Origin of the sequence: Hyphomicrobium sp. MC1 (genome assembly GCF_000253295.1) — a bacterium.
Classification (GTDB): domain Bacteria; phylum Pseudomonadota; class Alphaproteobacteria; order Rhizobiales; family Hyphomicrobiaceae; genus Hyphomicrobium_B.
Window position 1 is genome coordinate 3,464,066 of sequence record NC_015717.1, and the last position, 25,357, is coordinate 3,489,422.

Annotated in this window: 26 protein-coding genes; 12 read left to right on the forward strand and 14 right to left on the reverse strand. The window is 56.5% G+C overall.

What is annotated here, in order from left to right; translation table 11 throughout:
• The first annotated feature begins 159 nt into the window (after positions 1-159).
• The 11 genes from HYPMC_RS16680 to HYPMC_RS16730 all read left to right on the forward strand — a co-directional run bounded on the left by HYPMC_RS16680 (position 160) and on the right by HYPMC_RS16730 (position 11,649).
• Complete coding sequence (locus tag HYPMC_RS16680) at positions 160-1,668, forward strand: aldehyde dehydrogenase (RefSeq protein WP_013949213.1); 1,509 nt, start codon at positions 160-162, stop codon at positions 1,666-1,668.
• 403 nt (positions 1,669-2,071) lie between these two features.
• The gene (locus HYPMC_RS16685) at positions 2,072-2,326 is read left to right on the forward strand and encodes a hypothetical protein (RefSeq protein WP_013949215.1); all 255 of its coding nucleotides are present in this window, start codon (positions 2,072-2,074) and stop codon (positions 2,324-2,326) included.
• 238 nt (positions 2,327-2,564) lie between these two features.
• The gene (locus tag HYPMC_RS16690) at positions 2,565-4,433 is read left to right on the forward strand and encodes a methanol/ethanol family PQQ-dependent dehydrogenase (protein WP_013949216.1); all 1,869 of its coding nucleotides are present in this window, start codon (positions 2,565-2,567) and stop codon (positions 4,431-4,433) included.
• The gene (locus HYPMC_RS16695; RefSeq protein WP_013949217.1) at positions 4,414-5,223 is read left to right on the forward strand and encodes a quinoprotein dehydrogenase-associated putative ABC transporter substrate-binding protein; all 810 of its coding nucleotides are present in this window, start codon (positions 4,414-4,416) and stop codon (positions 5,221-5,223) included. Before HYPMC_RS16690 ends, HYPMC_RS16695 begins: the two co-directional genes overlap by 20 nt.
• Positions 5,224-5,231: 8 nt before the next feature.
• Entirely contained in the window at positions 5,232-5,723 is a 492-nt protein-coding gene (locus tag HYPMC_RS16700; protein ID WP_013949218.1) for a c-type cytochrome, read from the forward strand.
• Positions 5,720-6,769 carry a cytochrome c oxidase subunit II gene (gene coxB / locus HYPMC_RS16705; protein ID WP_013949219.1) on the forward strand — a complete coding sequence of 350 codons (1,050 nt, stop codon included), beginning with the start codon at positions 5,720-5,722 and terminating at the stop codon, positions 6,767-6,769. The genes HYPMC_RS16700 and coxB overlap by 4 nt, the downstream gene beginning before the upstream one ends.
• Positions 6,770-6,780: 11 nt before the next feature.
• Positions 6,781-8,718 (forward strand): cytochrome c oxidase subunit I, encoded by a 1,938-nt coding sequence (gene ctaD / locus HYPMC_RS16710; RefSeq protein WP_013949220.1) that lies wholly within the window; start codon positions 6,781-6,783, stop codon positions 8,716-8,718.
• The gene (locus HYPMC_RS16715) at positions 8,711-9,310 is read left to right on the forward strand and encodes a cytochrome c oxidase subunit 3 (RefSeq protein ID WP_013949221.1); all 600 of its coding nucleotides are present in this window, start codon (positions 8,711-8,713) and stop codon (positions 9,308-9,310) included. Before ctaD ends, HYPMC_RS16715 begins: the two co-directional genes overlap by 8 nt.
• Before the next feature lie 210 nt (positions 9,311-9,520).
• Positions 9,521-9,754, forward strand: a complete 234-nt coding sequence (locus HYPMC_RS24320; RefSeq protein WP_155831275.1) for a hypothetical protein — start codon at positions 9,521-9,523, stop codon at positions 9,752-9,754.
• A complete protein-coding gene (locus HYPMC_RS16725; RefSeq protein ID WP_013949223.1) occupies positions 9,748-11,007 on the forward strand; it encodes a cytochrome c oxidase assembly protein in 1,260 nt (419 codons plus the stop codon). Before HYPMC_RS24320 ends, HYPMC_RS16725 begins: the two co-directional genes overlap by 7 nt.
• Before the next feature lie 423 nt (positions 11,008-11,430).
• A complete protein-coding gene (locus tag HYPMC_RS16730) occupies positions 11,431-11,649 on the forward strand; it encodes a hypothetical protein (RefSeq protein ID WP_024276312.1) in 219 nt (72 codons plus the stop codon).
• Positions 11,650-11,708: 59 nt separating this feature from the next.
• On the opposite strand, the gene HYPMC_RS16735 is transcribed toward HYPMC_RS16730, so the two are convergent.
• From HYPMC_RS16735 to nifH, 14 genes are all read right to left on the reverse strand, one after another.
• A complete protein-coding gene (locus tag HYPMC_RS16735) occupies positions 11,709-13,286 on the reverse strand; it encodes an arylsulfatase (RefSeq protein WP_013949226.1) in 1,578 nt (525 codons plus the stop codon).
• A 110-nt stretch (positions 13,287-13,396) separates the two neighbouring features.
• A complete protein-coding gene (locus tag HYPMC_RS16740) occupies positions 13,397-13,870 on the reverse strand; it encodes a YidH family protein (RefSeq protein ID WP_013949227.1) in 474 nt (157 codons plus the stop codon).
• A gap of 6 nt (positions 13,871-13,876) precedes the next feature.
• The gene (locus tag HYPMC_RS24785; protein ID WP_013949228.1) at positions 13,877-14,377 is read right to left on the reverse strand and encodes a hypothetical protein; all 501 of its coding nucleotides are present in this window, start codon (positions 14,375-14,377) and stop codon (positions 13,877-13,879) included.
• Positions 14,378-14,894: 517 nt separating this feature from the next.
• Complete coding sequence (locus tag HYPMC_RS16755) at positions 14,895-15,806, reverse strand: folate-binding protein YgfZ (protein ID WP_013949230.1); 912 nt, start codon at positions 15,804-15,806, stop codon at positions 14,895-14,897.
• Between the two features lie 89 nt (positions 15,807-15,895).
• Positions 15,896-16,648 carry a hypothetical protein gene (locus tag HYPMC_RS16760; protein ID WP_024276314.1) on the reverse strand — a complete coding sequence of 251 codons (753 nt, stop codon included), beginning with the start codon at positions 16,646-16,648 and terminating at the stop codon, positions 15,896-15,898.
• 98 nt (positions 16,649-16,746) lie between these two features.
• Positions 16,747-17,043 (reverse strand): ferredoxin family protein, encoded by a 297-nt coding sequence (locus tag HYPMC_RS16765; RefSeq protein ID WP_013949232.1) that lies wholly within the window; start codon positions 17,041-17,043, stop codon positions 16,747-16,749.
• A 57-nt stretch (positions 17,044-17,100) separates the two neighbouring features.
• On the reverse strand, positions 17,101-18,408 hold the full coding sequence (locus HYPMC_RS16770) for an FAD-dependent monooxygenase (RefSeq protein WP_013949233.1): 1,308 nt from the start codon (positions 18,406-18,408) through the stop codon (positions 17,101-17,103).
• Positions 18,409-18,420: 12 nt separating this feature from the next.
• Positions 18,421-19,524, reverse strand: coding sequence for an electron transfer flavoprotein subunit alpha/FixB family protein (locus HYPMC_RS16775; protein ID WP_013949234.1), 1,104 nt, complete (start codon positions 19,522-19,524; stop codon positions 18,421-18,423).
• 24 nt (positions 19,525-19,548) lie between these two features.
• Positions 19,549-20,394: an electron transfer flavoprotein subunit beta/FixA family protein gene (locus HYPMC_RS16780; protein ID WP_013949235.1), complete on the reverse strand. Its 846-nt coding sequence runs from the start codon at positions 20,392-20,394 to the stop codon at positions 19,549-19,551.
• Between the two features lie 223 nt (positions 20,395-20,617).
• Positions 20,618-20,941, reverse strand: a complete 324-nt coding sequence (nifW, locus tag HYPMC_RS16785) for a nitrogenase stabilizing/protective protein NifW (protein WP_013949236.1) — start codon at positions 20,939-20,941, stop codon at positions 20,618-20,620.
• A complete protein-coding gene (cysE, locus tag HYPMC_RS16790) occupies positions 20,942-21,739 on the reverse strand; it encodes a serine O-acetyltransferase (protein WP_013949237.1) in 798 nt (265 codons plus the stop codon). It lies immediately after the preceding gene.
• Positions 21,736-22,944: a homocitrate synthase gene (gene nifV, locus HYPMC_RS16795; RefSeq protein WP_013949238.1), complete on the reverse strand. Its 1,209-nt coding sequence runs from the start codon at positions 22,942-22,944 to the stop codon at positions 21,736-21,738. The genes cysE and nifV overlap by 4 nt, the downstream gene beginning before the upstream one ends.
• Before the next feature lie 69 nt (positions 22,945-23,013).
• Entirely contained in the window at positions 23,014-23,487 is a 474-nt protein-coding gene (gene irr, locus HYPMC_RS16800; protein ID WP_013949239.1) for a Fur family transcriptional regulator Irr, read from the reverse strand.
• 114 nt (positions 23,488-23,601) lie between these two features.
• The gene (nifH, locus tag HYPMC_RS16805; protein ID WP_013949240.1) at positions 23,602-24,486 is read right to left on the reverse strand and encodes a nitrogenase iron protein; all 885 of its coding nucleotides are present in this window, start codon (positions 24,484-24,486) and stop codon (positions 23,602-23,604) included.
• 431 nt (positions 24,487-24,917) lie between these two features.
• Between nifH and HYPMC_RS16810 the strand changes: the two genes are divergently transcribed.
• Positions 24,918-25,352, forward strand: coding sequence for a response regulator (locus tag HYPMC_RS16810; protein WP_013949242.1), 435 nt, complete (start codon positions 24,918-24,920; stop codon positions 25,350-25,352).
• Positions 25,353-25,357: the final 5 nt, after the last annotated feature.

The window sequence follows — 25,357 nt, forward strand, 5'->3', positions numbered from 1 at the left end:
CTTTGGATTGGTTCCTTCTTGTTGCTCTCGGAATAGTATTTCCCGCCGGATTCCTCCTCTGGGGATGGCCGTGGTGAAAGTGGGTCCAATTCAGCTTTCCACGCACTGAAAAGCAGTTTCCGTTTTCAAAAACGCAAGCCAATCGAGGTGAAATCGCCTATGTTCCTTCCGCAAATTGACGAGTGGCAACCCGCATCCAAGCAAACTACCGACTTTCTCTCCGGGCAGCATAAGCTGGTGATCGGCGGCACCGAGCAGGCAAGTGCGTCGGGACAGACGATCGAAACGTTCGATCCCGCCCTTGGCAAAGTTCTTGCCGCCGTTCCGCATGCCGGACAGTCCGACGTCGATGCAGCCGTTGCCGCCGCGCAATCGGCCCTCGCCGTTTGGCAAAAAATCGCGCCGAGCGAACGCGCACGCCTCATGATGCGCTTCGCCGATTTGATCGAACGCGACGCACCGTGGATCGCAGAGGTCGAAAGCCTCGATTCTGGAAAACCCAAAGCTCATATCGCTGCCGTCGATATTCCCCTCGGCCTCGGGGCAATCCGCTACAATGCCGGATGGTGCACGAAGATTGCGGGTGAGACGATCCCAGTGACATCGCCCGACATGCTCGTCTACACGAAACGCGAACCGATCGGCGTTGTCGCCGCCATCGTGCCGTGGAATTTTCCGCTTTGCCAAGCCTGCTTCAAGATTGCACCCGCACTCGCAGCAGGCTGCACCGTGATCCTGAAACCCGCAGAGCAGACCCCGCTGTCCGCCCTCATCCTCGGCAAGCTCGCGCTCGAAGCCGGCATTCCTCCCGGTGTTTTGAACGTGCTGACCGGAGAGGGAGCAACCACCGGTCAAGCCCTTGTCGTACACCCCGGAGTTGCAAAGATCTCCTTCACCGGCTCGGAGGAAGTCGGCAAGCACATTGCCCGCACTGCTGCGAACACGCTGAAGCACGTTTCACTGGAACTCGGCGGCAAGAACCCAAACATCATCTTCTCTGATTGCGACGACGTCGATGCCGCGGCAGCAACAGCAGCCGGTGCAATTTTCTTCTACACGGGCCAAGTTTGCTCTGCCGGTTCACGTCTGATGGTCGATGCAAAGGTCTTCGACCGCGTCGTCGACCGTGTGGTCTCGGAAGCCCAACAGCTTAAGATGGGCCATGGACTTAAAGCCGAAACCACACTTGGACCGTTGATTTCTGAGGACCAACTGAAGCGTGTCGACGGCTTTGTCGAAGAGTCGCGCGGCAGTGGCATTGAGATTGTTTCGGGCGGCAAACGCGCAGTCGGCGATCTCGCCTCGGGATCGTTCTACGAACCAACCGTACTGACCGGAGCCGAAGATACCGACCGCGTCGTCAAGGATGAGATCTTCGGCCCGGTTCTCACCGTGCAACGGTTCGAAACCATTGACGATCTGATGCCACGTGCGAATGCGACCAACTTCGGTCTCGCCGCCGGCATCTGGACGCGGGACATCGCAAAGGCTCATGCGGCCGCTGCCGCGATGCAGGCGGGCACCGTTTGGATCAATACCTATAATCAGTTCGACGCTGCCGTCGGTTGGGGTGGATTCAAACAGTCAGGCTACGGCAAGGACAACGGTCGCGAGGGATTGGATAAATATCTCCAGACCAAAACCGTGTGGGTCAATCACGCGCGATAATATTCGCTACAAGCGTATGATCACCCCCGGGATTTAGCCAATCGGCAGAGTTCGGCGCCGAACATTCCAATTGCGGTGTCGGCACCGTTCCTCGCGAGAATGTCTTCGATTTATTACCGATGGCTGCCGCAATGAATGGCAACCCAACGCCGAGAGAACAAGCCACGCAGGCAGAATCAGAATGCAAGGCGAGATAACGCTCTCCAACCCAGCGAGTGCAACGCTAGCGTAGATATGAATATTGCCGATCATGCTATTCGGACCGCTGTAAGCTGTCAGCGAAGGTGCCGGTTTGAGAGACCAGGCTATTTTACGGCCTCGAGAGAAGGCACCCATTACAAACGCGCGAGATTTCGGAACTCAGGAGCAGGCGATCCGTTCCCACGATAAGGAGGACGGATCCATGTCCACGCTCAGCAATCTCATGTTTGTCGCCGCTGTTATTGGCGGTCCGATCGTTCTAGCGTTGCTTTACCTCTACGGCATGAAAACAACGCGCGAAAAAGATAGGATACCCCATTCTCGTGACATTACCGACCGCGCTACGAAAGAGCTTTACAAGGAAAGCGAGGCCGAGCGCGAGCATCAGGAAAAGGCAGCGGCTCGCTCGGATAAAATCGTCGATGTAATCGAACGAAAAACTGGAACGACGGGCTGAATAGCCTTCGAACACCAGGGCACCATATTCATGTCTCTCCCCGACGGAGACGGTTGTCGGTGCCCACCGTATTATCCGTGCTGCGAAGAGAGAGCACAAAAAGATCGACAAATATCGGAACCATGACCAGCTGATACGGTTCTAGCGAGCAACGACTACTAGCCAAGTTTAGAGGTCGCCTTTCCGAGCGGCCAACGATTTCGCTAAGCGCACATAGAACTCGCATCAGGGACCGTCGATGAAAAAGCTCGGGTCGCCTCTCTCTTTTTTTGTAGCTCTATCGTTGCCGGCATTGATCCCCCAGGCATCTCTCTCCCAGACATCCTCGCCTCAAATCAAGACCGCGGTGGTCGATACGGCGGAAAATGCGGGGGCCGATGCGTCAAAACCGCAGGGACCCGCCTTCGCGACGCCTGGAGGTAACGAGTGGCCTATGCCCGGCGCAAACACGGCACTCACGCGGTACAGCTCGCTCTCGGACATCAATGCGCAAAACGTCAGCAAGCTGACGAGTGTCCTCACCTTTTCGATGGGCGTTGATCGCGGACAGGAAGCGGCGCCACTCGTCATAGGCGATACGCTCTATGTCGTCTCGCCGTACCCCAATATCCTGTACGCGCTCGACCTTTCGAAACCTGGTGCGCCTTTGAAGTGGAGTTACAAACCCCACCCTCTGGCCGCGTCGCAAGGCGTAGCATGTTGCGATGTGGTCAATCGCGGTCCCGCCTATGCGAACGGCCGCGTCTTTTTCAACACGTTGGACGGCAATACGATCGCCGTCGACGCGACAAGCGGAAAAGAGATTTGGCGAACGCAGCTCGGCGATATCACGCACGGCGAAACGATCACCATGGCGCCGCTTGTCGCCAAGGACAAAGTTCTCGTCGGCGATTCCGGCGGCGAAATGGGCGTGCGCGGCTGGATTGCGGCACTCGACCAGGCGACCGGTAAGATCGACTGGAAAGCCTACAGTACCGGCCCCGATTCCGAGGTGCTGATCGGTTCGGATTTCAAACCATTCTACCCCCAATACAAAGGCAAAGACCTGGGTGTATCGACGTGGCCTGCCGATATGTGGAGACATGGCGGCGGCACTGTATGGGGCTGGGTTGCGTATGATCCCGATCTCAATCTCGTCTACTACGGCACGTCGAATCCGGGTCCATGGAATTCGTCGATGCGGCCTGGCGACAATATGTGGACGGCAGGTATTTTCGCTCGCGATCTCAATACCGGGCAGGCGCGATGGTTCTATCAAACAAGCCCGCACGATATGTCGGATTACGATGGTGTGAACGAGACGATCCTCATCGATGCCAACTGGAACGGAAAACCAAGAAAGCTCCTCGTTCATCCCGATCGCAATGGCTACGTTTACGTTCTCGATCGCGAGACAGGCGAAGTCTTATCGGCAAAGCCCTTCGCTCCCATTACGAGCAGTACCGGCGTCGACCTCAAGACCGGGCGTATTCAATATAATCCGGCCAAGCAGCCGAAGGTCGATCAAGTCGTCAAGGACATCTGTCCCGCTCCACCAGGGGGCAAGGATTGGCAGCCATCCTCGTTCTCGAATTCAACGGGCTTGCTCTACATTCCGCACAATAATCTATGCATGGATATCAAGGAGGGCGAAGTCGGCTACATCGCGGGCACGCCCTATGTTGGCGCCGACGTCAAGATGAAGGCAGGCCCGGGCGACGGCCACCGCGGTGAGTTCGACGCTTGGGATATCAAGACCGGGACGAAGGTGTGGAGCATCAACGAGAAGTTCCCTGTCTGGAGCGGCGCTCTCTCAACGGCTGGCGATGTCGTTTTTTACGGAACAATGGATGGCTGGTTCAAGGCGGTGGACGCTAAAACCGGCAAGCTCCTTTGGCAGCACAAAACTTCGTCAGGAATTATCGGCCAGCCGACAACATGGCGCGGCCCCGACGGTAAACAGTATGTGTCGGTTCTATCGGGGGTCGGCGGATGGGCGGGCGCCATCGTTGCCGGCGGCCTTGACAAGCGTGACGGAACAGCCGCGCTCGGCTTCGTCAATGCGATGAAGGATCTTCCAGAGGCCACGACAAAAGGAGGAACGCTCAATGTCTTCGCGCTTCCTTAGTCTCGCATGCGGTGCCCTTGCGACCGTCTTCCTGGCATCTTCTCCGGCAATCTCACGCGAACTCAAGGTCTGCGCCGATCCGAACAATATGCCTTATTCCAACACCAAAGGCGAAGGGTTCGAAAACCGTATCGCTGAATTGGTCGCCGCCGATATGGGCGCTACGGCGAAGTTCGTCTGGAAGCCAGAATGGCGCGGCTTTGTCCGTAAAGGGCTGAAAGCCGGGCTTTGCGACGTCGTTCCCGGCGTACCGACGAACTTTGAGCGCGTGCGAGCGACAAAACCTTATTATACGGCGAGCTATGCCTTCGTTCAGCGGCAAGGCGCAAGCCCCATAACATCCTTCGACGATGAGCGACTTAAGACGTCACGCATCGGTGTCCAGCTCGTCGGCAATGACGGCGCAAATACGCCGCCGATGGATGAGCTTGCGCGACGTGGTCTCAATCAGCATGTCCAGGGTTTCATGGTCTATGGCGATTGGTCGAAGCCAAATCCGCTGGCGCCGATCGTCGACGCAGTCTCGAACAGCGATATCGATATCGCGCTCGTGTGGGGACCTATCGCCGATTATTACGCCGCACGCGAGATACCGCCATTGCGCGTGGCGCCCGTTACAACGGGGCGCTTGATGTCATTCTCGATCGCTATGGGCGTTCGCAAGCAAGACAAAGAACTTGCGAATGAGATCAACCGGATTATCGACCGGAGACGCGACGACATCAGAAAAATTCTTGCTGACTACAACATCACGCCTTCCATGGACCAGAAATCCGCAACCGCGGAGTAAGAACAGTGATGCGTATATTCTCCATTCTGGCGTGCGCCGCATTGGCGATGTCGCTTTCGGCATGCAAATCGCAAGAAAGCAAAGGCGACCAAGCGACTGAGCGAAGCTCTACTCAATCGAACGAAGAGCCACGCGTCGCCCTGGTGCCGCTAACGCCTGGAGCAGGCAAGCCCGTCGTCGATCACAGCGCCGAAGGCCGCCGCATCGAAAACGATCCCGAGCAAATCGCTGCAGGGAAGCAACTCTTCACGGCCATGAACTGCGTCGGGTGCCATTTCCATGGCGGCGGCGGCATGGGGCCGCCTCTGATGGACAACGTCTGGATCTATGGCGATTCCATCGAAAACATTGCCGCCACCATCCGGGAAGGCCGCCCGAATGGCATGCCGTCGTTCCGCGGGTTCCTGCCAGACGAACAGATTTGGCAGCTCGCTGCTTATGTCCGCTCGCTTTCACATCCCCCGCACAATCAGACAGCCGCCCAAGAAGAAAAGAAATGAGAAGCGCGCAGCACGATCTAGTGAAAGTGACGGCGAACGCCGCTCCGGCGTTCGCATTGTGCGCCTTGTTTCCTGCCCGGGCGTTCGCGACCGCTGCCCCTCTCAATTTTCTGCAGTCCTCCGGTCCCAAGGCCGACAGCATCCTTGCGCTTACCTGGGGCCTACTGGCGATTTCGATCATCGTTGTGATTTTGATGACTGGGCTGGTCTTATGGGCCGTATTCCGGTCGCGCTCCCCGTCTGATCTGGACAACGGCATACAGCCTGACGGCCATCGACCAAACAGTTTCAGCATTTTTGGATGGGGCCTCGGCATCACGACGCTTGTTCTTGTTGGCTGCGTCGTCTGGACAATGGTAACGCTTGCGGCCATTGGCGAACCGCCGCAAAAGCCTGCGTTGACGATCGCGATCACGGGACATCAGTGGTGGTGGGGTATTCGCTATTTGAGCGACGAACCATCTCAAGTTTTCACCACCGCCAATGAATTTCACATCCCGGCGGGCGTTCCGATAAAAGTGACACTGCGATCTGCGGACGTCATCCACTCATTTTGGGTGCCCGCGCTGTCAGGTAAGACGGATGTCATCCCAGGGCAGATCAATACGACCTGGATCGAAGCGAAAAAGCCGGGCACCTATCTTGGGCAATGCGCAGAATACTGCGGCGCTCAGCACGCACATATGGCAATCCGCGTCGTCGCGGAATCCGCGGACAAATTTGCGGCATGGCGAAACGATCAATTGAAATCCGCAGCGCCGCCCGCGACGGACGACGGGAAAGCTGGACTGGTCGTGTTCGAGCGGCGCTGTGCGGGCTGCCACACCGTTCGCGGGACGGAAGCCGGCGGTATCTATGGGCCAGATCTGTCGCACCTTATGACTCGTGCGACGCTCGCGGATGGAACGATCCCTAACGCCGGCGGCTATCTCGCGGGATGGATCGCCGACCCACAGCACATCAAACCGGCAAGCCGCATGCCGCGGGTCTCTCTATCGGGAGACGAGCTTCAGGCCGTCACGAACTACCTTAGAACGTTGCACTAGGAGGGACACGCATGGCAGACACGACCGCGATCCCGACCGTCGATGCGACGCCTGCACTTGCTGAAAAGCTCGAACGCATTTGGGAGTCGCGCCCGGGATTCCTCGGATGGCTCTCGACCGTCGATCATAAGTCGATCGGCATTCGCTATATCGTTACGGCTTTCGCATTTTTAATAATCGGCGGCATCGAAGCGCTGATTATGCGTCTCCAGCTCGCGGGTCCCAATGAGCATCTGCTGACGCCCGAACAGTATAATCAGCTTTTCACGATGCATGGCGTGTCGATGATCTTTTGGTACGCCTCGCCAATTCTCTCCGGGTTCAGCAACTACCTGTGGCCGTTGCTGCTTGGATCGCGCGACATGGCATTCCCGCGGCTCAACGCCCTTTCCTATTGGATTTATCTATTCTCCGGAATTTTCCTCTATGCCAGTTTCGTCGGCGGCGTTGCCCCGGACGCCGGTTGGTTCGACTACGTGCCGTATGCGTCAAAGGACTTCAATCCCGGCATCAACATCGACATTTACGCGATGGCGCTGATCTTTCTAGGGATCTCGACGACGGTGGGCGCGATCAATTTCGTCGTGACGCTTCTGCGCACGCGCGCTCCTGGGATGTCGATCAATCGCTTGCCCATCATGGTGTGGGGAACGCTGACAGCATCGGCAGGAAATATCCTGGCAGTTCCCGCTGTCAGTCTGGCGTTCTTTCTTCTCTGGCTCGACCGGCGATTTGGAACGCATTTCTATGACGTCCCAGCCGGGGGCCAACCGCTCCTATGGCAGCACCTCTTTTGGATGTTTGGGCATCCCTGGGTCTATGCCATCGTGCTTCCAGCCATGGGCATTGTGTCCGATGCGCTTCCTGTTTTCTGCAGGCGTCCCCTCGTCGGCTACACCTTCGTTGCGCTGGCTACTGTCCTGACGATGGTTCTCGGCTTCGGCGTCTGGGTCCATCACATGTTTGCGACAGGTCTGCCGAACATCGGCATGTCATTCTTCAGTGCAGCTTCGTTCGTCATCGTTATTCCGAGCGCGACTGCCGTGTTCGCCTGGATCGCCACCATCGCGACCGGGCGTCCACAAATGACGACCGCGTTTTTGTTCTTCTCTAGCTTCATTACTCTTTTCGTTATCGGCGGCGTATCGGGCTTCATGACCGCAGCCGTGCCGGTCGATTGGCAGCTGACCGACACCTATTTTGTCGTCGCCCACATTCATTACGTGCTGATCGGTATCAACGTTTTTCCGGTTATCGGAGGGCTCTATTACTGGTTTCCGAAAATGACGGGGCGCATGTTGAGCGAGCGTCTGGGCAAATGGAATTTCTGGCTCACTTTCATCGGTTTCAACATTGCGTTCCTGCCGATGCATCTGACCGGACTTCTTGGAATGCCGCGCCGCATCTACACTTATGGACCCGACTTCGGCTGGACGACGCTGAATATGATCACGACGGTCGGCGCCTTTATTCTCGCTTTCGGAATACTGCTTTTTCTCATCAACATCGCCATCAGTCTGCGTTCGGGCGCCCTCGCAGGACCAAATCCGTGGAACGCTCCGACGCTCGAATGGGCGACGTCCTCACCACCACCAGCTTACAACTTCGCAGTCATTCCAATCGTCGCAAGTCGCCATCCTTTATGGGAGGACAGCCTCCAGGAAACCGATGAGCGCTCTTCGATCAATAGCGGCTTGGCGCTCGACCATGGCCGCGAGACGATCGCCACAACCCCAATCGACGCAGAGCCTGATGCTATCCTCAAAATGCCGGACGACAGCTATGCGCCGTTATTCTTGGCGTTGGGTCTCAGCGCGCTTTTCGTCTCGATGCTCGCGCAGTCGCTCGCCGGCGGCATTTTTTCCATCGTCGTCATTCTTCTCTCGATACTGCTGTGGCTTTGGCCCACGCACGTGACGTTCCGGCCCGTTGAGGTGTCGCATGGCTAATCTTGTCATTTCTCGGCCGGATGTACATCTTCCCGCTGCCGGACTTCATCGGTCATCGGGCTGGTGGGGAATGCTGTTCGTCATTGCGACGGAAGCCGCGGTCTTCGCCTATCTGCTCTTCAGTTATTATTACATGGCCATAGAAATACATTCGACGTGGCCCACACATCCGCCTTCATTGAAGTTGGCATTGCCGAACACGATCATTCTTCTCGCCAGCAGCGTAGCGATTTGGTGGGGCGAGCGTCAGTTCAAACAAGGGTGCCGCGCAGAGGCGTTCCTCGGCATGTCGCTCGCGGCATTGCTAGGTCTCATGTTCTTGGGCATTCAACTTTTGGAATGGCACAATAAGAGCTTCACAGTCTCGTCCGACCCGTACGGATCGCTTTATTTCACGATCACAGGATTTCATATGGCCCACGTCGTTGCCGGCTTGCTGATGATCGTCGCGTTGATTTCCTGGATGGCCGCAGGGCTCCTTTCGGATCGCCGGCGCATCGCGCTCTCAATCGGCGCGCTCTATTGGCATTTCGTCGATGCCGTCTGGCTGACAGTATTCTTCACTTTCTACATCACCTCTTACTTGAGCTAAGCGATGCATCAAGGCGCAACCATATCGGGCTCAGCCCATCCAGCCCCTCACCGAGAGAAGGCCCCGCTGTCGGCGTTGGCATTCGGGCTTCTTTCCGCACCAATTGCGTGGGTTCTGCATCTGCTCATCAACTATTCGATCGCAGGCCAACGTTGCATCGGCGCCGTAGCTCGGGAAGACATTTTACGTGGTCCGCCGGGAGCTCTGGCCATGATTCTTCTCGTGGACATCGCCTCGCTCGCGTTGGCGGTGTCGGCAGGATACGTCGCTTTTGTTCTTTGGAAGAAAACGAAAGACGAAAAAGTGGGTGAGGCGCGCGCACTCGTCCATGCCGGAGAAGGTCGAACGCGCTTCATGGCCATGTGCGGAGTTCTGACAAGCACGCTTTTCGGGTTTGCAATCGCAGTCGATGCCCTTGGATCTATCGTGGGGCCGCCATGCTGAAAAAACTTTGCCCTTTTATACCGTTTCTGACGACCTTCTGCGCAACGGCAGCGAGCGCACACGCCATATCCAATGACACTCAGTCGTCTGAGACGATCAGATACCTCGAAACAATCGTTATTATAGTCACCATCGTAGCATATGCAGCGGGCGTCATTCGCATACGGCGAGAAGTTGGTGCGCGCCGCGTCGTAACCGCGTCGCAAACTATCGCATTTGCAATCGCGATGGCCCTGTTCGTCGTCGTCCTATCCCCACAAGTCGACGAAATCACCGACGCGCTTTTCTCGGCGCACATGGGTCAGCATTTGATCCTGATGCTGGTCGTACCCCCCTTGCTCGTCTGGAGCCGGCCTATCCTCGTAATGATCTGGGGGTTGCCGCGCAGCTTCCGCAAGCGGGTTGCCACTTCCATTACTGTCCATTGGTTGCGATCAGCTATCTGGCATCTGATGCACCCTTTGTCGGTGGCAGCGCTTTTCCTCGGAACTTTTTCATTCTGGCATCTGCCTCGCCCCTACGCCTGGAGCCTTCAGAATGAATGGGTGCACACGTTCGAGCATTTGAGTTTCGTCGTCACCTCATTCATGTTCTGGACGCTTGTGATCGAACCATCGGGTCGGCGTCGCATGGAATTTATTCCAAGCATGCTGTTCGTTGCGGCCATCGCGGTTCTCAGTGGTCTCCCCGGCGCTCTGATGATCCTGTCACCGGTTGTCCTGTTCAAGGCTCACGGGATGGCGCCTTACGCATGGGGAATGACGCCGCTTGAAGATCAGCAAATCGCGGGTTTGATTATGTGGATCCCTGCTGGAATTTTTTTTCTAGCTCCGATTGCTTGGTTGTTCGTCAAATCGCTACAGAATGCTGAACGTCGCGGAACGGTAACGCACCTAGCGAGAGCCGGAATGCTGGCGCTTTTGTTGCCAGCTGTCTTGTCGGGATATTCCGTTGTCAAGGCCGAGCCTGCTGCCGGTGCACCCGCAAATGCCAAAGCGCTCATAGAACACTATGGATGCGGATCGTGTCACACGATTCCGGGCATCGATAACGCCGACGGACGCGTTGGCCCACCGCTCGCGGGAATTGGCAATCGCGTTTTCATTGCGGGGCGATTGCAGAACAACATCGGAAACATGACCAAATGGATCGCCAGCCCGCAATCCGTCGACCCTGGGAACGCCATGCCGGATATGGGCTTGAAGGCCAAAGATGCGGCAGCGATAGCCTCGTATCTCGAGACGCTGCATTAACAGCGTGAGACGATGGCTTCAGTGCGGTTCCCACGTATCCGAGGTCGCCGCAAGGCTTTGCGCTTCAAGCTCGGGCGGGTAGGCACAGGGTAAGCTGAGCATCTCGTTGTCGACGTGTTTCCTTGACCGGCTTATAGAGATCGACGACGACTCAGCCCTCAGTCTCTGCAACGCCCGTCCTGCCCGGCAGATGGCGGTCAGGACCAAACGATGCGAAAGCGGAAAACCAATGCCGTTGACGTAAAAGTATTTGCCGTCAGGCGAAAAACGCATCACGACCTCCCAAAAGGATAAGCGCGGCTTTTTTCATCTCTTCACAGATTTGACGACTTTGCCCACAAGCTGCGACCAAATTCGACTTTGATACGCTCCCATGTCGTGCCACCCTTAATACCGACTGGGGATTTTCCGGGGGAAGGTCTCATGCCACTCGATGGAATGCGTGACGAGGATGAACCGCGCGGACCGCGCTGCGCGAGTTGCCACGAGCCTTTGGTCGATGGACAACGCGTCCGTCATATCCATTTCAGCAACGATCCGCACGGCTTTCGCGGCTTGACCGGCAAATATCACGAAGCCTGCAGCAGGCCCTTCGTATCGCTTGCCCATGTCATCAATCTCACTCACACGCGCGGCTTCTAAGCGATTGATCCGGGATGGGAGGGCAGCGAGATCCTCGCCGCCCTGTCATGCATAGCGCGTCAGTCGCCGGCCACCGCAGTTGCCTTCATTTTTTCGATCGCATCATCGATCGTAAAGCTGTTGGGCTTCTGTATCGGCGGGAAGTCCTTGAACGTCTCAGCGAATTTTGAGGCGACCATATTGATCGCGAACACAATATAGTCGCGACGAATGAACCACTCATAGTACGTGTTCGACGTTGTATCTGCGAATTCGTAGGGATCAGTGCGTAGATTAAAGAGTTTTGGCACGCGCAATCGCGTAAATGGCTCCGCCCAGACCTGAAGCGTCCCCTTGCAGCGCTGTTCCATGAAGACACATTTCCAATTGTCGTAGCGCAACGCGAGAATGTCGCCATCGTCGCTGATGTAGACGAACAGCTTGCGTGGACTCTCTTTTTGTTCGCCGGTCAAAAACGGAAGCAGATTGAAGCCATCGATGTGGTTCTTGTACGTCCTTCCGCAAGCCTGATAACCCTTTTTCAGCTTGTCCATGACGTCGGGATCGCCCGCCATTGCGAGAAACGTCGGAAACCAGTCGTGAAGCTGAACTATCTCCGTGGAGACTTGTCCCGGCTTTATCTTTGCCGGCCACCGCACCAATTGGGGAATTCGGAAAGCACCTTCCCAGTTCGTATTTTTCTCGGAACGGAATGGCGTCATGCCGCCATCCGGCCAGGAATTGCGATGAGGACCATTGTCGGTTGAGTATTGGACGAACGTGTTCTCCGCGATGCCGAGTTCATCGAGAAAATCCAGCATCTGGCCAATGTTCTTATCGTGATCAATCATCGTGTCGTGGTATGGCGACTGCCAACGACCGGCTTGACCGAGGCTCTCTTTTTTGGGGTGCGTATAAAGGTGCATGTGGGTGGTGTTGAGCCACACGAACCACGGCTTCCCCGCGTCTTCGGCGCGCTTAATGAAATCCTTCGCCGCGGCTACGAACTCGTCATCACAGGTCTCCATGCGCTTACGGTTCAATGGGCCTGTGTCTTCGATTTTTTGCTTTCCGACCTTCCCCCAGCGCGGCTCTTCGGTTGGATCGTCTTTATCGGTCGCCCAAGAATGGATGACGCCGCGAGGTCCAAAATTCTTGCGATAATTTGGGAAGTCCTTTTCGGGAAAATAGTCATACATCTCCGGCTCTTCTTCGGCGTTTAAATGGTAGAGATTGCCGAAGAACTCGTCGAAGCCGTGATTGGTCGGCAGCATGTGATTAAGATCGCCGAGGTGGTTTTTGCCGAATTGACCGGTGGCATAGCCTTGATTTTTCAATGCACCCGCAATCGTTACGATCTTCTCATTCATGCCGATCGGCGCCCCAGGCATGCCGACTTTCGATAACCCGGTGCGAAGCACGCTTTGGCCGGTGATGAAAGAAGAGCGCCCCGCGGTGCACGATTGTTCGCCGTAAGCGTCGATAAACATCATGCCTTCTTTGGCGATACGGTCTATGTTGGGCGTCTGATAGCCCATCAATCCATGCGAATAACAACTTAAATTCGAGATGCCGATGTCGTCACCCCAGATGACGAGGATATTGGGCTTGTCCGATTTACGGGGTGCGCCGCTGCCGCCTTTCGCTTCCTTGGCCATGTTAGGCTCCTTTTGGTTTCAGCTATTCCCTCCATGGTATTTCCCCAATAAACTCGTTTCGCCCGTACTGATCGCGTCCTACGTATCCATCTTGCCTCCTGTCGTTGGCGCTAGCCAAACGGTCCGATCTGGAAAAGCATGCTGACGATCGCAAAGATACCGATCAGCAAGAGGACGATCGCGGTGATAAGTGTGAAGGATGGAGGAAAGCGGCTCTCGCCGTGAACCAGTCCGGCCTGGCGCATCATCTCGCGCTCTTGGCGCAAGCCCAACATGAATTGCACGTGATAGACGATGCCCACGACCAACATGATGATGCCGAGCAGAACGAGCGCCACACCAAAATTTCTGGATGCTCCGGCATGCGTGATGACATCCTGATCTCGCAGCTTCTGAAACACCTGAAAAATAGTGAATCCAAAGCTGATGAGTGATAGCGAGGTGCGGATGACAGACATCAACGTCCGATCGGCGCTCATACGCGTGCGTTGAAACGACATACCGGTACGACGTAGTGAAAGCTCGACCGAAATATCGTCCGAAGCAGAAGCACTTGTGATGCCGGATTTTGGATCGCGTGTCATAGCCGCTCATACCTCTCGGGACTTCTGAGCGCACCATCGCCGCGCAATGCGGGCCACAGGCCCTCGGATCAGCAGGTACGGGACAAAGGCCAAAACAACGGCAATGATAACGGCCTCAGCAGGATAGAAAGTTCCCAATACCTTGAACTGATAGATTGCATCCATGACGAGCCCCAAAAGAACGATACGTGCTGTAGAAATGATGCCTTCGCGTAGCCGCCCCGGACGTTTTTGAGCATTCGTGAGTACCGTCCAGAAATAAGGGGACCGGCCGAGACGCGCGTCATTGATGCCATCGTGCAGGGCAGCCATCATCGCCATCGTTGGCTGCAAAATAAATCGGAATGACATTGGTCCGCTGGGACGCCCCGTAAAGTCTTGCCATTGTCTTTTAAAAACCTCGCCCGACACGCCGTACCAAAACAAACCGAGCAGGATGAGTGCCGCCGACGCCAGCACCACGGCTTGCGCCAGGACACTTGAGCCAGATGAGGTTTGGCTGGTCATCTATGGCGCTCCCTGACGAGATGCGTTGAGATATTTGCTTGAAGTGGATTCTTGAATTGCTTCCAGGCGACTTCGCGAACGGGCGATACTCATCGCCCCATCCTCCGGCAGCACTAAAATTTCAGCGGAACGCTGCGCAGAGAAAATTGGCTCCTGCGCTGAAAAAATCGAGATCGCCTGCCAGGTTCTGAGCAGCGAGCAGCTTTCGATCGTGCAAACAAATACATACGCATAGCCGGCATCCGGGAACGCGTAGTGACACCCGTCTACGGCCGAGACTGTCTTGCGAGATCAATCCGTAGTCAACGTAATTTGTTATTGCGGTGCGAGCGTGCCATGCCCCAACAGCCGAGAACGCGATTTAATAAAATTTATCGCACCAGCGTCGATCAGCATCTCATTCAATAGAACCATCGTTATCCCCTTTGCGAGCATCGCATACTGGAACTCGCGCTTTATTTCGGCGTCGTGTGGGCAACAAAAACTCAAAAAAATTGCCGACGTTATCGGCATGGGATCAGCGCGGAATCCAGCTCGGCCAATTGATATTAAGTGGCACCTCCCCAGCGCGGATCGCATCCATCTGAGCATCTGCTAGGCGATCGAGCCGGAGCAACGCGAGGCCTCTCAGGCCTGAGACTGCAATCAGCTGTCCAAGCTCGGCTCCATTGGCCGTGACCGACGTCCCGACAGCCGGAAGGGATGTTGAAGCCACGCTGACAACTGGCAATACGCGCTTGCGCAATTTGTCTTTGAGCTTCATGCGCGCAGTCAACTCTTGGCCGACATAACAGCCTTTCTTGAAATCGACACCGTGAAGCAGCTCGAAATTGGCTTCGAGCGGGTAGCAAATCTCTCCTTCAATGTCAGCGGTGTCGGCAACGCCGAGTGCCAGTCTGTGCGCATTATATTCTTCGACGGTTGCGCTAGTGACGCCGCGGCGGGCAAGCTCGATATCGACTGTCAAATCGACGGGGAACAGCAGGCGTGCGCCTAAAGCCGGGAGGCGAGGATCTATGAATGCGTGGTGTGTCCAAGGAAGCGAATTTTTCTCTGTCAACATCGTGCGCGGGTCAAGCCCCAACCTCGCGGCGACGTCCGATCCCCACACAGCGGCTACAGCAAGCGGCGTTTCTGTTTCGCCGAACGTGACCTCCGCGCGTAACTTAAACTTGACGAGGCGCTCAATGAATTTTTCGACATGCGAACTGGCGATATCAACGAGTAGCTTCTCGCCATCCGGCATAATGAAAAGATCGCAAATGAGCTTGCCTTGGCCTGTCAGCAGGCCGGTGTAAAGGGCGGTTCCCGGAGCAACGCGGCGCATGTCATTGGTCACGAGCCCCTGGAGAAATTTGGTCCGATCCGCGCCGCCGATTTCGAGGACGCTACGATCGTGTAAAATTGCAGCCTTTGCGATGTCGCTCATGTTGTTTCCGGCCGGTGGAGCGGCTTAGTAGACGCTATAAAACACGTCGTTTGCGCCTGGGTGAGATATCGTCCCCACATCGCAATCATTTAGGACCGGCGCGCTAAAGACCGCAGAAGCCCCTGGTATTCGTCATTCAGTTCCATATCGACTGCGGGCGCGAGCTTGAGCAGGGTATTTGCAACAAAAGCCTGGTCGTTACGGGGATCTTCCAAGACCTCGCGCAAAACGGGAAGGTTGTCTTCGATGTGCTGGAGAAAAGCCACGCCCTTCTCTAGGGTTTCCGTCCAGCGCGCACGACTCCATAGCGCCAAGGGGTACATGATCTCGTGAAGGAAATTAGATCGTCGCGCCTTCTTGAAGAAGCGCAACTCAGCGTTCCAGTTTTCCTTGGCGCGAAGCGGCGGTGGCGGAATATCGCCAGAAAGCATCTTCTTTCCAGCTTGGCCGACGAAATCATCTAGCGTCACCGGAGCGTCTATCTGAGCGCGGAAGTGCCATAAGCCCATAGAACCTGGGAATTCTTTCCCCATGCCTTCGATCAACGCAGATTCCACCTTGTCGACTGCTGCTTTGTCGCCTTTCATCGAAGCCGTCATGCAGAAGGCGAACACAGCGTCGTTGCCGATCTCGTGGACGCCCCCTTTTCTTAACTGCTCGATCGAGAGCGCCGGCGTTACGCCATCAACAGGAAGCTGAGCTTCGCCGAGACGCTGCGCCGAGACAAAGGCCGTAATTTCGAGCCAACCCATCAGATTTTCGATGAAGGCGTCCGGATCGGCGTGCACAATTGCAAGATTGAGCGGCCCTTTGCGTTTTTTGAGTTCCACCATATCCGTCATGACGTGGCCCATCGTATCCGTTTTCGATTGTCGCCTTTAGAGCAGCCTCCGGCAGCTGACTATTCTCGCGAATATGCAGCGGCTCGCAACGCTTGCATTCAACCGAACTTAAACAGAATCCCGTAGCCACCTCGCGGATAGCTCCATTCAATATCGCCGGAAGGCTCTGCGATAACGCGGCATGTGCCGCATTCCACGCAGCCGTCCACTGTGACTTCAACCTGTCCCTTGTCATTGAGTTCATAGCAACGAGCCGGACATGCAGTCAGCAACGCGAGCAACGGCGGGGTCGGTGCGGAGTGCTCGCGAACTTTGATATGAGCGCGTCCGGCATCGACGAGATACCGGTTCTGATAAAGCTTGTCTTCGATACGTACGGAGAGTTCAGTCGCCATTTCGATCTCCGATCTGAGCAAAAGGTTAATCTATAAATTCCGGTATGGAGCCGATCGCTATCTCCACGCCCGCGCGAATTGGAAGGCATCCCAGAGGAGACCGGTCCATGAGCGAGCCGCTACGAACGATTTCAGGGTCAGCTTTTCTTTCTCGCGCTTGGGTACACCATCGACGCGAATAAAGTTCTGCATCGCCTTCGAAACGAGCTGCGGATAGGTGAGGAAAAAGTTTTGCGACTGCGTGTGGAGTAGCGCTGGCATATCGCGGTATTTTTTGAGGTCCTTGATGATGAAAGACTTGTCGATCATCGACTTGTAGAGGGATAGGTTTTCGGCCGTCATCGGCTCCCGGCGCGCCTTCAGTTGCGCAATGGTTTCACCGGCGAGACGCCCCGACGTCATGGCGAGGTTGGAACCCTCGCGATGGATCGCGTTGTTGAGCTGCGCTGCGTCCCCAACGACGAGCCAGCCGTCGCCGTAGAGCTGCGGGATCGCCTTGTAGCCACCTTCGGGAATGAGATGGGCGGAGTATTCCTTGACTTCGGATCCCTCAATAAAAGGCGCGACCGATGGATGACGCTTGAACCTATCGAGCAAGCCGTAAGGCGTTTCGCCCCTCGTCTGGAAATCGGACACGAGACAGCCGATGCCAAGCGAGATGCACTCTTTATTGGCATAGATGAAGCCCATGCCGGTCATACCGCGCGAGATCGTTCCGGCGGCTTCGATGACAGTGCCTTCATCGCCCTTTAGATTGAATCGCGCTTCGATCGTTTCGCGCGGAAGAAAGTGCATTTCCTTGACTGCCAGCGCGACGTTGGTCGCTTTCGGCGTTTCGCGCAGACCGGCGCGCGTTCCGACCAGACCGTTGACTCCTTCAGCGAGGACAACGATGTCGGCCATGACTTGGCCACCGGCTCGATCGGTGCGCACGCCGATGACCTTGCCATCGACGTTTCGGATCAGCTCCGTCACCGTGGTTTCGCAGATGACGATGGCACCGGCTTCCTGCACCTTTTTCGAAAACCACTTATCGAACGGCGCGCGGATGATCGTATAACGGTTGGGCTTCTGCTCATTGAAATCATCGGACTTGTAGTGCAAGCCGACATGCGAGCGATCGTCCATCATCCAGAAACGCTGCTCGACGAGATGACGCTCCAGCGGCGCGTCTTCGCGAAAGTTCGGGATGAGCTTTTCGAGCATGTCCGAATACAGAATTGCACCCTGGACGTTTTTCGATCCTGGATATTCTCCGCGCTCAATCTGCAGGACCTTCAATCCACGCTCTGCCATGGTGAGAGCGGCGGCATTTCCGGCCATTCCGGCGCCCACAACGATTGCATCGAATCTCTCTTCGACCATCACGATTCTCCTTTAGCTCGCGATGCGGTCGCGCGAATGCGGCGACAAGCGTTGGCGGAAGGCTTCCGTCAATTTAGGCAGAAGTCTGATAGCGTCGGTTACAATTCCGACGTGTGCGAAGTCGAAGATTGGCGCGTTCTTATCGGTGTTGATCGCAACGATAAGATCTGCTCCCTCGACACCCACTCTGTGCTGGATTGCACCCGAGATGCCCGCAGCGATGTATAGTCTCGGACGGATCGTCTTTCCTGTTTGACCGATCTGGCGATCGGAGCTGACCCAGCCTTTTTGCACCAACGGGCGCGAGCAGCCGTATTCGGCACCGAGCACCGAAGAAAGCTGACGGACGAGTTGAAAGTTCTCCGCCGATCCCAAGCCTAGACCGCCCGCAACAACGACGTCCGCATAAGCAAGTGCGGAGCGCGAAGCCTCTCGATCCGGAAAAAAGGAGAGAACCTTCGTCACGATATCCTCTTCGACCATTCCGAGAGGATGTTCGATAATACGCTTCGGCGGCTGCTCGTGGCGTTCAGGCATCGCCATCACGCGCGGGCGAATGGTTGCCATCTGGGGGCGATAGTTCAGCGTGTAGATCGTGCACAAAAGCGAACCGCCAAACGTCGGGCGCGTTGCTGCGAGCGAACCATCGACGTCGACGTCGAGATCCGTGCAATCGGCAGTCAAGCCGGTAAGTAAGGTGGTTGCGACCGCCCCAGCAAGATCGCGTCCGAGGGTCGTCGCACCGAGCAATAGGATTTCCGGTTTGTAGGTGTTGACGAGATCCGTCAGTGCTTTGGTGTAAGGCTCGTTGCGATAGTCGGTAAGGAGTTCATCGGCGATGACGTAAGCAAGATCGGCGCCATAGCAAAACGCTTCCGCAGCCGCTTGTTGTGTCGCGGCTCCCGGAGGCCCGAGAACTACCGCAGCCAGTTCAACCTTCAGTTTGTCGGCAAGCTTCCGGCCAGCCCCCAACAGTTCCCACGAAACAGGATGAACCTGTCCCCGTTCCTGCTCCACGAAGACCCAGACGTGCTTATACCCCTTAAAATGCTCAGGCAGCTCTTTCTTGGTCGAAGCTCGTCCAGCAGCCGCTGGCGCTTTGGCAGGTTCGCTCATATCCGTCCTTTCACTTCGATACCGTCAGAACCCGCGCGCGATCGATACGAGCTTCGCTTCTAGGTTTGGCTGATGTCTGAAGATCTCATTGATGAGCGCGTCCGCTGGCGATTCATCGGCTGGCTCAACAAACACCGCTTTGGTGGCGCGCGGAGATGGAGCAAAAACCTTCTTGACGATCGTTGGCGAGCCCTTGAGGCCGCATTTCGAGAGATCTTCAACACCCGCGTCGTGGGCGCTCCACTTGATTATCTCAGCGCGTGCAGCCCGCAGGGCATCGGCCATTGAGCCGCGGCGGATTTCGTTTGTCGCCTCCAGCATCGTGATGAGACACGGCAGCTTGGTGCGGAGACTCTGGACGCCGCCCTCCGATCTACGCTCGACGTCGACCGTGCCGGCGACCTTATCAACGGGCCCAATTCGCGAAACATAAGTGAGCTGGCGTAGGCCGAGGCGCTTGGCGATCCCCGGTCCTACCTGGGCGGTATCACCATCAATCGTTTGCTTGCCGGTGAAGACGACATCCGGCGCTCCGAAGTCCGTTCCGATCTTGCGGATTGCCGTCGCCAAAGCGTAGGTCGTTGCCAACGTATCGGACCCGGCAAAAAACCTATCGGTCAACAGCACCGCTCGATCGGCGCCATATGTCAGCGCTTTGCGCAAGCTATCTTCAGCCGACTGAGGTCCCATCGTCAGAACCGAGACTTCGCCGCCGACGTCATCTCGCAGGCGCAACGCCGCCTCCAGTGCGAACAGATCGTAGGGGTTGATGATGGTCGGAACCCCTTGCCGCATGATCGTGTTCGTTACCGGATGCACTCGGATCTGCGCGGAGTCCGGGACCTGCTTTATGCAAACGACGATGTGCACGCACTGTCTCCAAAATCTGTCTTGCTCTCAGACCCACAAAGAGCAAGTGTCGTACCAACACCGAAGATCAAACGATAATCCTTGAATTCCAAATGCTTGCGAGATCATCGACACGTGTCCCGACATAGACACTCGACACTTGTCGGGAACGCTACAGGACGGCGCCCAACACTCTTGCTCGCAAGTTGATGCTTCTCTGATCGACTGCGAGCCCATCTAGAAGTCATTTCACTTTGGTCAGCTGGACGAGATTGACGGTTTTGGGCTGTTCTGGCGCGACGGCATCCTTCAGCACTTTGAAGACGCGTTCATTGAGCGGGGACGATACGATAAAGTCGGCATACGCCTGCTGAAGGACGGCCTTACAGCGCACGGCTATCGTGTCCTCTGGCAGCCCCTTGAAATTCTCGCCCGCGAGATACTGCCCCATGCGCTTGAGAATGTGCAAACGAGCAACGCTGAGCACTTTTGGATCGTAATAGACGTCCAGCAATTTGAAAAAGTCCTCCGCCGAGGACGCCTTGTTCAAGCGATCAAGAATATTCATTCATATCTCCCACATTGGCACCGCCCCGGGCGTTCCAGTCGCGTCGATCTTTTCGTGTGGCGTAAGGCGCAAAGGCTCTTCGCGTAAACGCTTCTGAATGTGGGACAGGCGTGCTTCCAAAAACTCGATCCGATCCAAAACGATGGCGATTGCCTCGCCGACCGGATCGGGCATTTGATGATGGTCGAGATTGATGCGTCCGATCATTTTTCGCCGTTCACCGCCTCGGTAAACGATCTTTGCTGGTATTCCGACGACGGTTACGCCGGGCGGAGTCGTATCGATCACGACGGAATTTGCGCCGACACGCGCGCCGCGGCCAATTGTTATCGGGCCGAGGATTTTTGCGCCTGCCCCGACGACGACGCCGTCCTCAAGCGTCGGGTGGCGTTTGCCGGCGGACCAGGATGTGCCGCCGAGCGTGACGCCATGGTAGAGTGTCACATCATCGCCGACTTCGGCGGTCTCTCCAATCACGACGCCCGCGCCATGATCGATAAAAAATCGACGCCCGAGCGTTGCTCCCGGATGAATATCGATATTCGTCAGAAAACGCGCAAACCATGACAATAGGCGCGCAGGAAACCGCCAGCCGGATCGCCATAATCGAGATGCAAGGCGATGCCATAAGATTGCGTGGACGCCGGGGTAGGTCAAAAGCGTTTCGAGTTCGCCGCGAGCGGCAGGATCTCGCGAACAGACGCAACCGATATCTTCCCTGATCAACTGCAGGAGAGAGAGTGCATCGCTCCGTTGCTCTACCGTGCTGGTGGGAGATTTTGTACAATCAGCCGTCATGGCGAGGTGACGTGCCTCTCTGTATTCGCATCGCTTACTTCGCGCCAGATAGCCGTAAGCTTTTCCAGGGTGACTGCCCCCTTCGTCGCGATGGCGTGCGCACGAACGCGCGCCAGAATCGTCGTGAGCTCGGCCGTGCTTGCACAGAGATCCAGTTTGGCGAGCGACGCCTTTATCGATGCGATCCCGGAGTGCTTTCCGATGACGAAATCATGGTCGCGCCCCAACACCACCGGATCGAGTGCTTGATACGTGTGGCGATCCTTCAAAAGCCCGTCGACGTGAATTCCTGATTCATGTGTGAATACGTGCCCACCAACAATTGCCTTATTCAGAGGGACCGGCCGCTTGGCGGCTTCGGAGACAACATTCGCTACGCGAACGAGTTCCGATGGAATTATTCCTGTTTCACGTCCAGATATCTGCACCAGCGCCATCGCCACTTCTTCAAGAGGCGCATTCCCGGCACGCTCGCCAAGTCCAATCACGGTTACGGACGCATGGCTTGCGCCGGCCTGAATCGCTGCAAGCGTGTTGGCGGTTGCAAGCCCAAGGTCGTCGTGCGCATGGATCTCCAGTTCCAGATCCGTCGCTTCGCGCAAAATCGCGACAAGATTGAAAGTGGTAAATGGGTCCAGCACGCTGAGCGTGTCGGCGAGGCGAAATCGTCTCGCTCCTGCCTCCTTCGCGACGGCAACGACCTCCATAAGGAAATCGACACTGGCCCGCGAGGAATCCTCCCCGCCGACAGAGACGTCCAGCCCCTTCATTCGTGCGTAATCGACAACGGACGTTATTCTATCAAGGACCTCCGCCCGGCCGCCACGCAGCTTGGCTGCGATCTGGACGTCGGAGACCGGCACTGAGAGGTTGATCATTCCGACGCCGCTGGCAACAGCAGCGTCGACGTCATCCAAGCGCATCCGACACCAAGCTATAGCTTTCAACGGAAGGTCCGCGGCGACGATGGCGCGAATGGCAGCGATCTCGTGGACCCCAATGGCCGGCGTGCCAACTTCGATTTCCGGTACGCCAGCACGGGCGAGCGCACGGGCGATCGCCAGCTTCTCGTCGATCCAAAACGCGACGCCAGGAGCTTGCTCTCCGTCGCGCAGCGTTGTGTCATTGAGGATGACACGCGGGAATGCCGTGCTCAGCAGCGACTGAGCCTTTCCCAATCCGTCATTGTTCGATCTTCTCGCCATTCCATCAATTTCGCGCTCGTGGCGCGCCTTTCCCGATCGTCGAGGCTCTCTACACTTGGCATGTTCGGCCTACTTCCGACGCAGTCTCACGACGACATCGACACGTTCGATCTCGAATCCGTCCGGCGGTTGCGGAATCCTGTCGAGCAGATCATCGACTGCGGGAATGTCGAGCAGAGCGTTTTCGCTCTGTATGAAAAAGTGGTGATGGTCGCTCGGATTGGTGTCGAAGAACGATTTGGAGCCGTCGACGCCTATCTGGCGGAGCAATCCCGCTTCGGTGAACTGGTTGAGGGTATTGTAGACAGTGGCAAGTGAGATTGGGATCTTGGCCGCCACGACCTCTTCGTAAAGCGCCTCCGCGGTGATGTGCCGGTCTCCCTTCGAAAATAAGATCCAGCCCAGCACCATTCGAGGGCGCGTAGGTCTTAGTCCCGTTCTCTGCAGGACCGCCTTGTATCTTTTCCAAGGGTGGTCATCGACCCTGGCAGGCGTTTTCGAGTCCAGCACCGGGGCCTCGATCGAAAGTTCTCTGGTAAACATTGGGGGCAGCACCTCATCGACGAGACCTACAAAGAGACGGCGATATGCGCCCCTCATGGCTTGAGAGACCGGCCCCTCATGCGGGGTTTGAGGAGCCGGTCCCTTGCGGGCTGATTAGGCCGTCGCCAGCTCGGCCGCGCTCTTGCCGATCTGGCTCTCGTCAACCTGTTTCATGATGCCGTGCTCCATCAGCATGTCCTCGAGCTCGTCCATCGTGATCGGCGTCGGAATGATCCCCTTGCCCCCGTTCGCGTGGATCTTCTCTGCCAGGCTGCGGTAATGGTTCGCCTGCACTGAATCCGGCGCGTATTCCAGAACCGTCATCCGACGAAGCTCGGCATGCTGCACGATGTTGTCCCGCGGAACGAAGTAGATCAGCTGCGTTCCGAGCTTCTTCGCAAGAGCTTCCGCAAGCTCAAGCTCCTTGTCCGTCTGACGCTCGTTGCATACCAAACCGCCAAGACGAACACCGCCTGAGTTCGCGTACTTCAGAATGCCCTTCGAGATGTTGTTCGCCGCATACATCGCCATCATCTCTCCAGACATGACGATGTAGATCTCCTGAGCTTTGTTCTCACGGATCGGCATCGCAAACCCGCCGCAGACAACGTCGCCAAGAACGTCGTAGGACACGTAATCGATGTCCTCGTAGGCGCCATTCTCTTCCAGGAAGTTGATCGACGTTATGACGCCGCGGCCCGCACAACCAACACCCGGTTCTGGGCCACCCGATTCAACGCAGCGGATGTCCTTGTAGCCGACCTTCATCACGTCTTCGATCTCGAGGTCTTCCACAGAACCCGCATTCGCCGCCAGGCTCAGGATCGTGTCCTGAGCCTTGGCATGCAGGATCAGACGCGTCGAATCCGCTTTCGGATCGCAGCCAACGATCAGGATCCGATGACCCATCTCCGCCAATGCCGCCAGTGTGTTCTGTGACGTCGTCGACTTGCCGATGCCGCCTTTGCCGTAAAACGCGATTTGTCGTAGTGCCGACATGTTGTCTCTCCTTTGAACCGAGTGCCTCTGCGCCACGCCTTCCGCGATCACGCAGTCATGTCCTCTCATACGGGCTCACGGGTGGCGGGAAGGAGCACAGTGCTCGCTCGTCGCGTCGGCCTGCACTCAGCCCTTACTCGCTGATTTTGAGAGAGAGAGCAAGCAGCGTGCCACTCGTCGAGATTTTCATAAGAACCTGTGTTTACTCAGGATTCTCGGAGCCGTGGGCAAACGCAACGTTGATCTGGGTTGCTGCGGATTTGTAGGAAACAAGACAAAAAATTCGGTGGGAGAATCCAACTCTGTCGGGGACCACGGGATTCTCTGCGCCCGCCAAGACTTGCCGCGAATGGAATGAAAATTGCTCATCGCAGTTGCGGGCGGCGTTTATCGCCGCTTGATCGGGTACATCCTGCGCTGCGAGGAACGAAATGCAAATCGGCGTTGAAACGTCAAAGGCCGTGGACCAGCGGCGTGTGTTCGTCATTGATGATGATGAAATCACGCGCGCTGCATTGCAGTTCATGCTGCACGATGAAATCGAAACTCATGAACTCTCAAACCTTGAGGAAGCTTACGATAAGGGCGTCGACTGGCTGAAGCCCCACGTCGTGCTTCTGGGTGTTTCGTTCCTGAGCGAGAGGGGCGTCGGACTTGTCCAAGAGATAATGACAAAGTTTCCGGACGTCCGGGTCCTCATCGTCTGCGAGAAAAAAGACGAAGCGATGGCGATTGAAGGAATGAAGGCCGGAGCACACGGCACACTCGTCAAGCCGCTGACGCTCGAGTCGGTTCGCAAGAAGGTCGATACGGTCCTCGGCCGAGGGGGCGGCGCGCCGATCATTCAGCTCGGAATGCTCAAGTAAGGCGC

What these genes read in the sequence shown, in the direction of transcription:
- HYPMC_RS16685 (WP_013949215.1), top strand. Translation starts at nt 2,072, where the DNA reads ATGTCCACGCTCAGCAATCTCATGTTTGTCGCCGCTGTTATTGGCGGT.
- HYPMC_RS16680 (WP_013949213.1), top strand. Translation starts at nt 160, where the DNA reads ATGTTCCTTCCGCAAATTGACGAGTGGCAACCCGCATCCAAGCAAACT.
- HYPMC_RS24785 (WP_013949228.1), bottom strand. Translation starts at nt 14,377, where the DNA reads ATGACCAGCCAAACCTCATCTGGCTCAAGTGTCCTGGCGCAAGCCGTG.
- HYPMC_RS16690 (WP_013949216.1), top strand. Translation starts at nt 2,565, where the DNA reads ATGAAAAAGCTCGGGTCGCCTCTCTCTTTTTTTGTAGCTCTATCGTTG.
- HYPMC_RS24320 (WP_155831275.1), top strand. Translation starts at nt 9,521, where the DNA reads ATGATTCTTCTCGTGGACATCGCCTCGCTCGCGTTGGCGGTGTCGGCA.
- HYPMC_RS16725 (WP_013949223.1), top strand. Translation starts at nt 9,748, where the DNA reads ATGCTGAAAAAACTTTGCCCTTTTATACCGTTTCTGACGACCTTCTGC.
- coxB (WP_013949219.1), top strand. Translation starts at nt 5,720, where the DNA reads ATGAGAAGCGCGCAGCACGATCTAGTGAAAGTGACGGCGAACGCCGCT.
- nifH (WP_013949240.1), bottom strand. Translation starts at nt 24,486, where the DNA reads ATGTCGGCACTACGACAAATCGCGTTTTACGGCAAAGGCGGCATCGGC.
- HYPMC_RS16810 (WP_013949242.1), top strand. Translation starts at nt 24,918, where the DNA reads ATGCAAATCGGCGTTGAAACGTCAAAGGCCGTGGACCAGCGGCGTGTG.
- HYPMC_RS16700 (WP_013949218.1), top strand. Translation starts at nt 5,232, where the DNA reads ATGCGTATATTCTCCATTCTGGCGTGCGCCGCATTGGCGATGTCGCTT.
- HYPMC_RS16775 (WP_013949234.1), bottom strand. Translation starts at nt 19,524, where the DNA reads ATGAGCGAACCTGCCAAAGCGCCAGCGGCTGCTGGACGAGCTTCGACC.
- HYPMC_RS16735 (WP_013949226.1), bottom strand. Translation starts at nt 13,286, where the DNA reads ATGGCCAAGGAAGCGAAAGGCGGCAGCGGCGCACCCCGTAAATCGGAC.
- cysE (WP_013949237.1), bottom strand. Translation starts at nt 21,739, where the DNA reads ATGACGGCTGATTGTACAAAATCTCCCACCAGCACGGTAGAGCAACGG.
- HYPMC_RS16715 (WP_013949221.1), top strand. Translation starts at nt 8,711, where the DNA reads ATGGCTAATCTTGTCATTTCTCGGCCGGATGTACATCTTCCCGCTGCC.
- HYPMC_RS16755 (WP_013949230.1), bottom strand. Translation starts at nt 15,806, where the DNA reads ATGAGCGACATCGCAAAGGCTGCAATTTTACACGATCGTAGCGTCCTC.
- nifW (WP_013949236.1), bottom strand. Translation starts at nt 20,941, where the DNA reads ATGAATATTCTTGATCGCTTGAACAAGGCGTCCTCGGCGGAGGACTTT.
- HYPMC_RS16730 (WP_024276312.1), top strand. Translation starts at nt 11,431, where the DNA reads ATGCCACTCGATGGAATGCGTGACGAGGATGAACCGCGCGGACCGCGC.
- irr (WP_013949239.1), bottom strand. Translation starts at nt 23,487, where the DNA reads ATGTTTACCAGAGAACTTTCGATCGAGGCCCCGGTGCTGGACTCGAAA.
- ctaD (WP_013949220.1), top strand. Translation starts at nt 6,781, where the DNA reads ATGGCAGACACGACCGCGATCCCGACCGTCGATGCGACGCCTGCACTT.
- HYPMC_RS16740 (WP_013949227.1), bottom strand. Translation starts at nt 13,870, where the DNA reads ATGACACGCGATCCAAAATCCGGCATCACAAGTGCTTCTGCTTCGGAC.
- nifV (WP_013949238.1), bottom strand. Translation starts at nt 22,944, where the DNA reads ATGGCGAGAAGATCGAACAATGACGGATTGGGAAAGGCTCAGTCGCTG.
- HYPMC_RS16760 (WP_024276314.1), bottom strand. Translation starts at nt 16,648, where the DNA reads ATGACGGATATGGTGGAACTCAAAAAACGCAAAGGGCCGCTCAATCTT.
- HYPMC_RS16770 (WP_013949233.1), bottom strand. Translation starts at nt 18,408, where the DNA reads ATGGTCGAAGAGAGATTCGATGCAATCGTTGTGGGCGCCGGAATGGCC.
- HYPMC_RS16765 (WP_013949232.1), bottom strand. Translation starts at nt 17,043, where the DNA reads ATGGCGACTGAACTCTCCGTACGTATCGAAGACAAGCTTTATCAGAAC.
- HYPMC_RS16695 (WP_013949217.1), top strand. Translation starts at nt 4,414, where the DNA reads ATGTCTTCGCGCTTCCTTAGTCTCGCATGCGGTGCCCTTGCGACCGTC.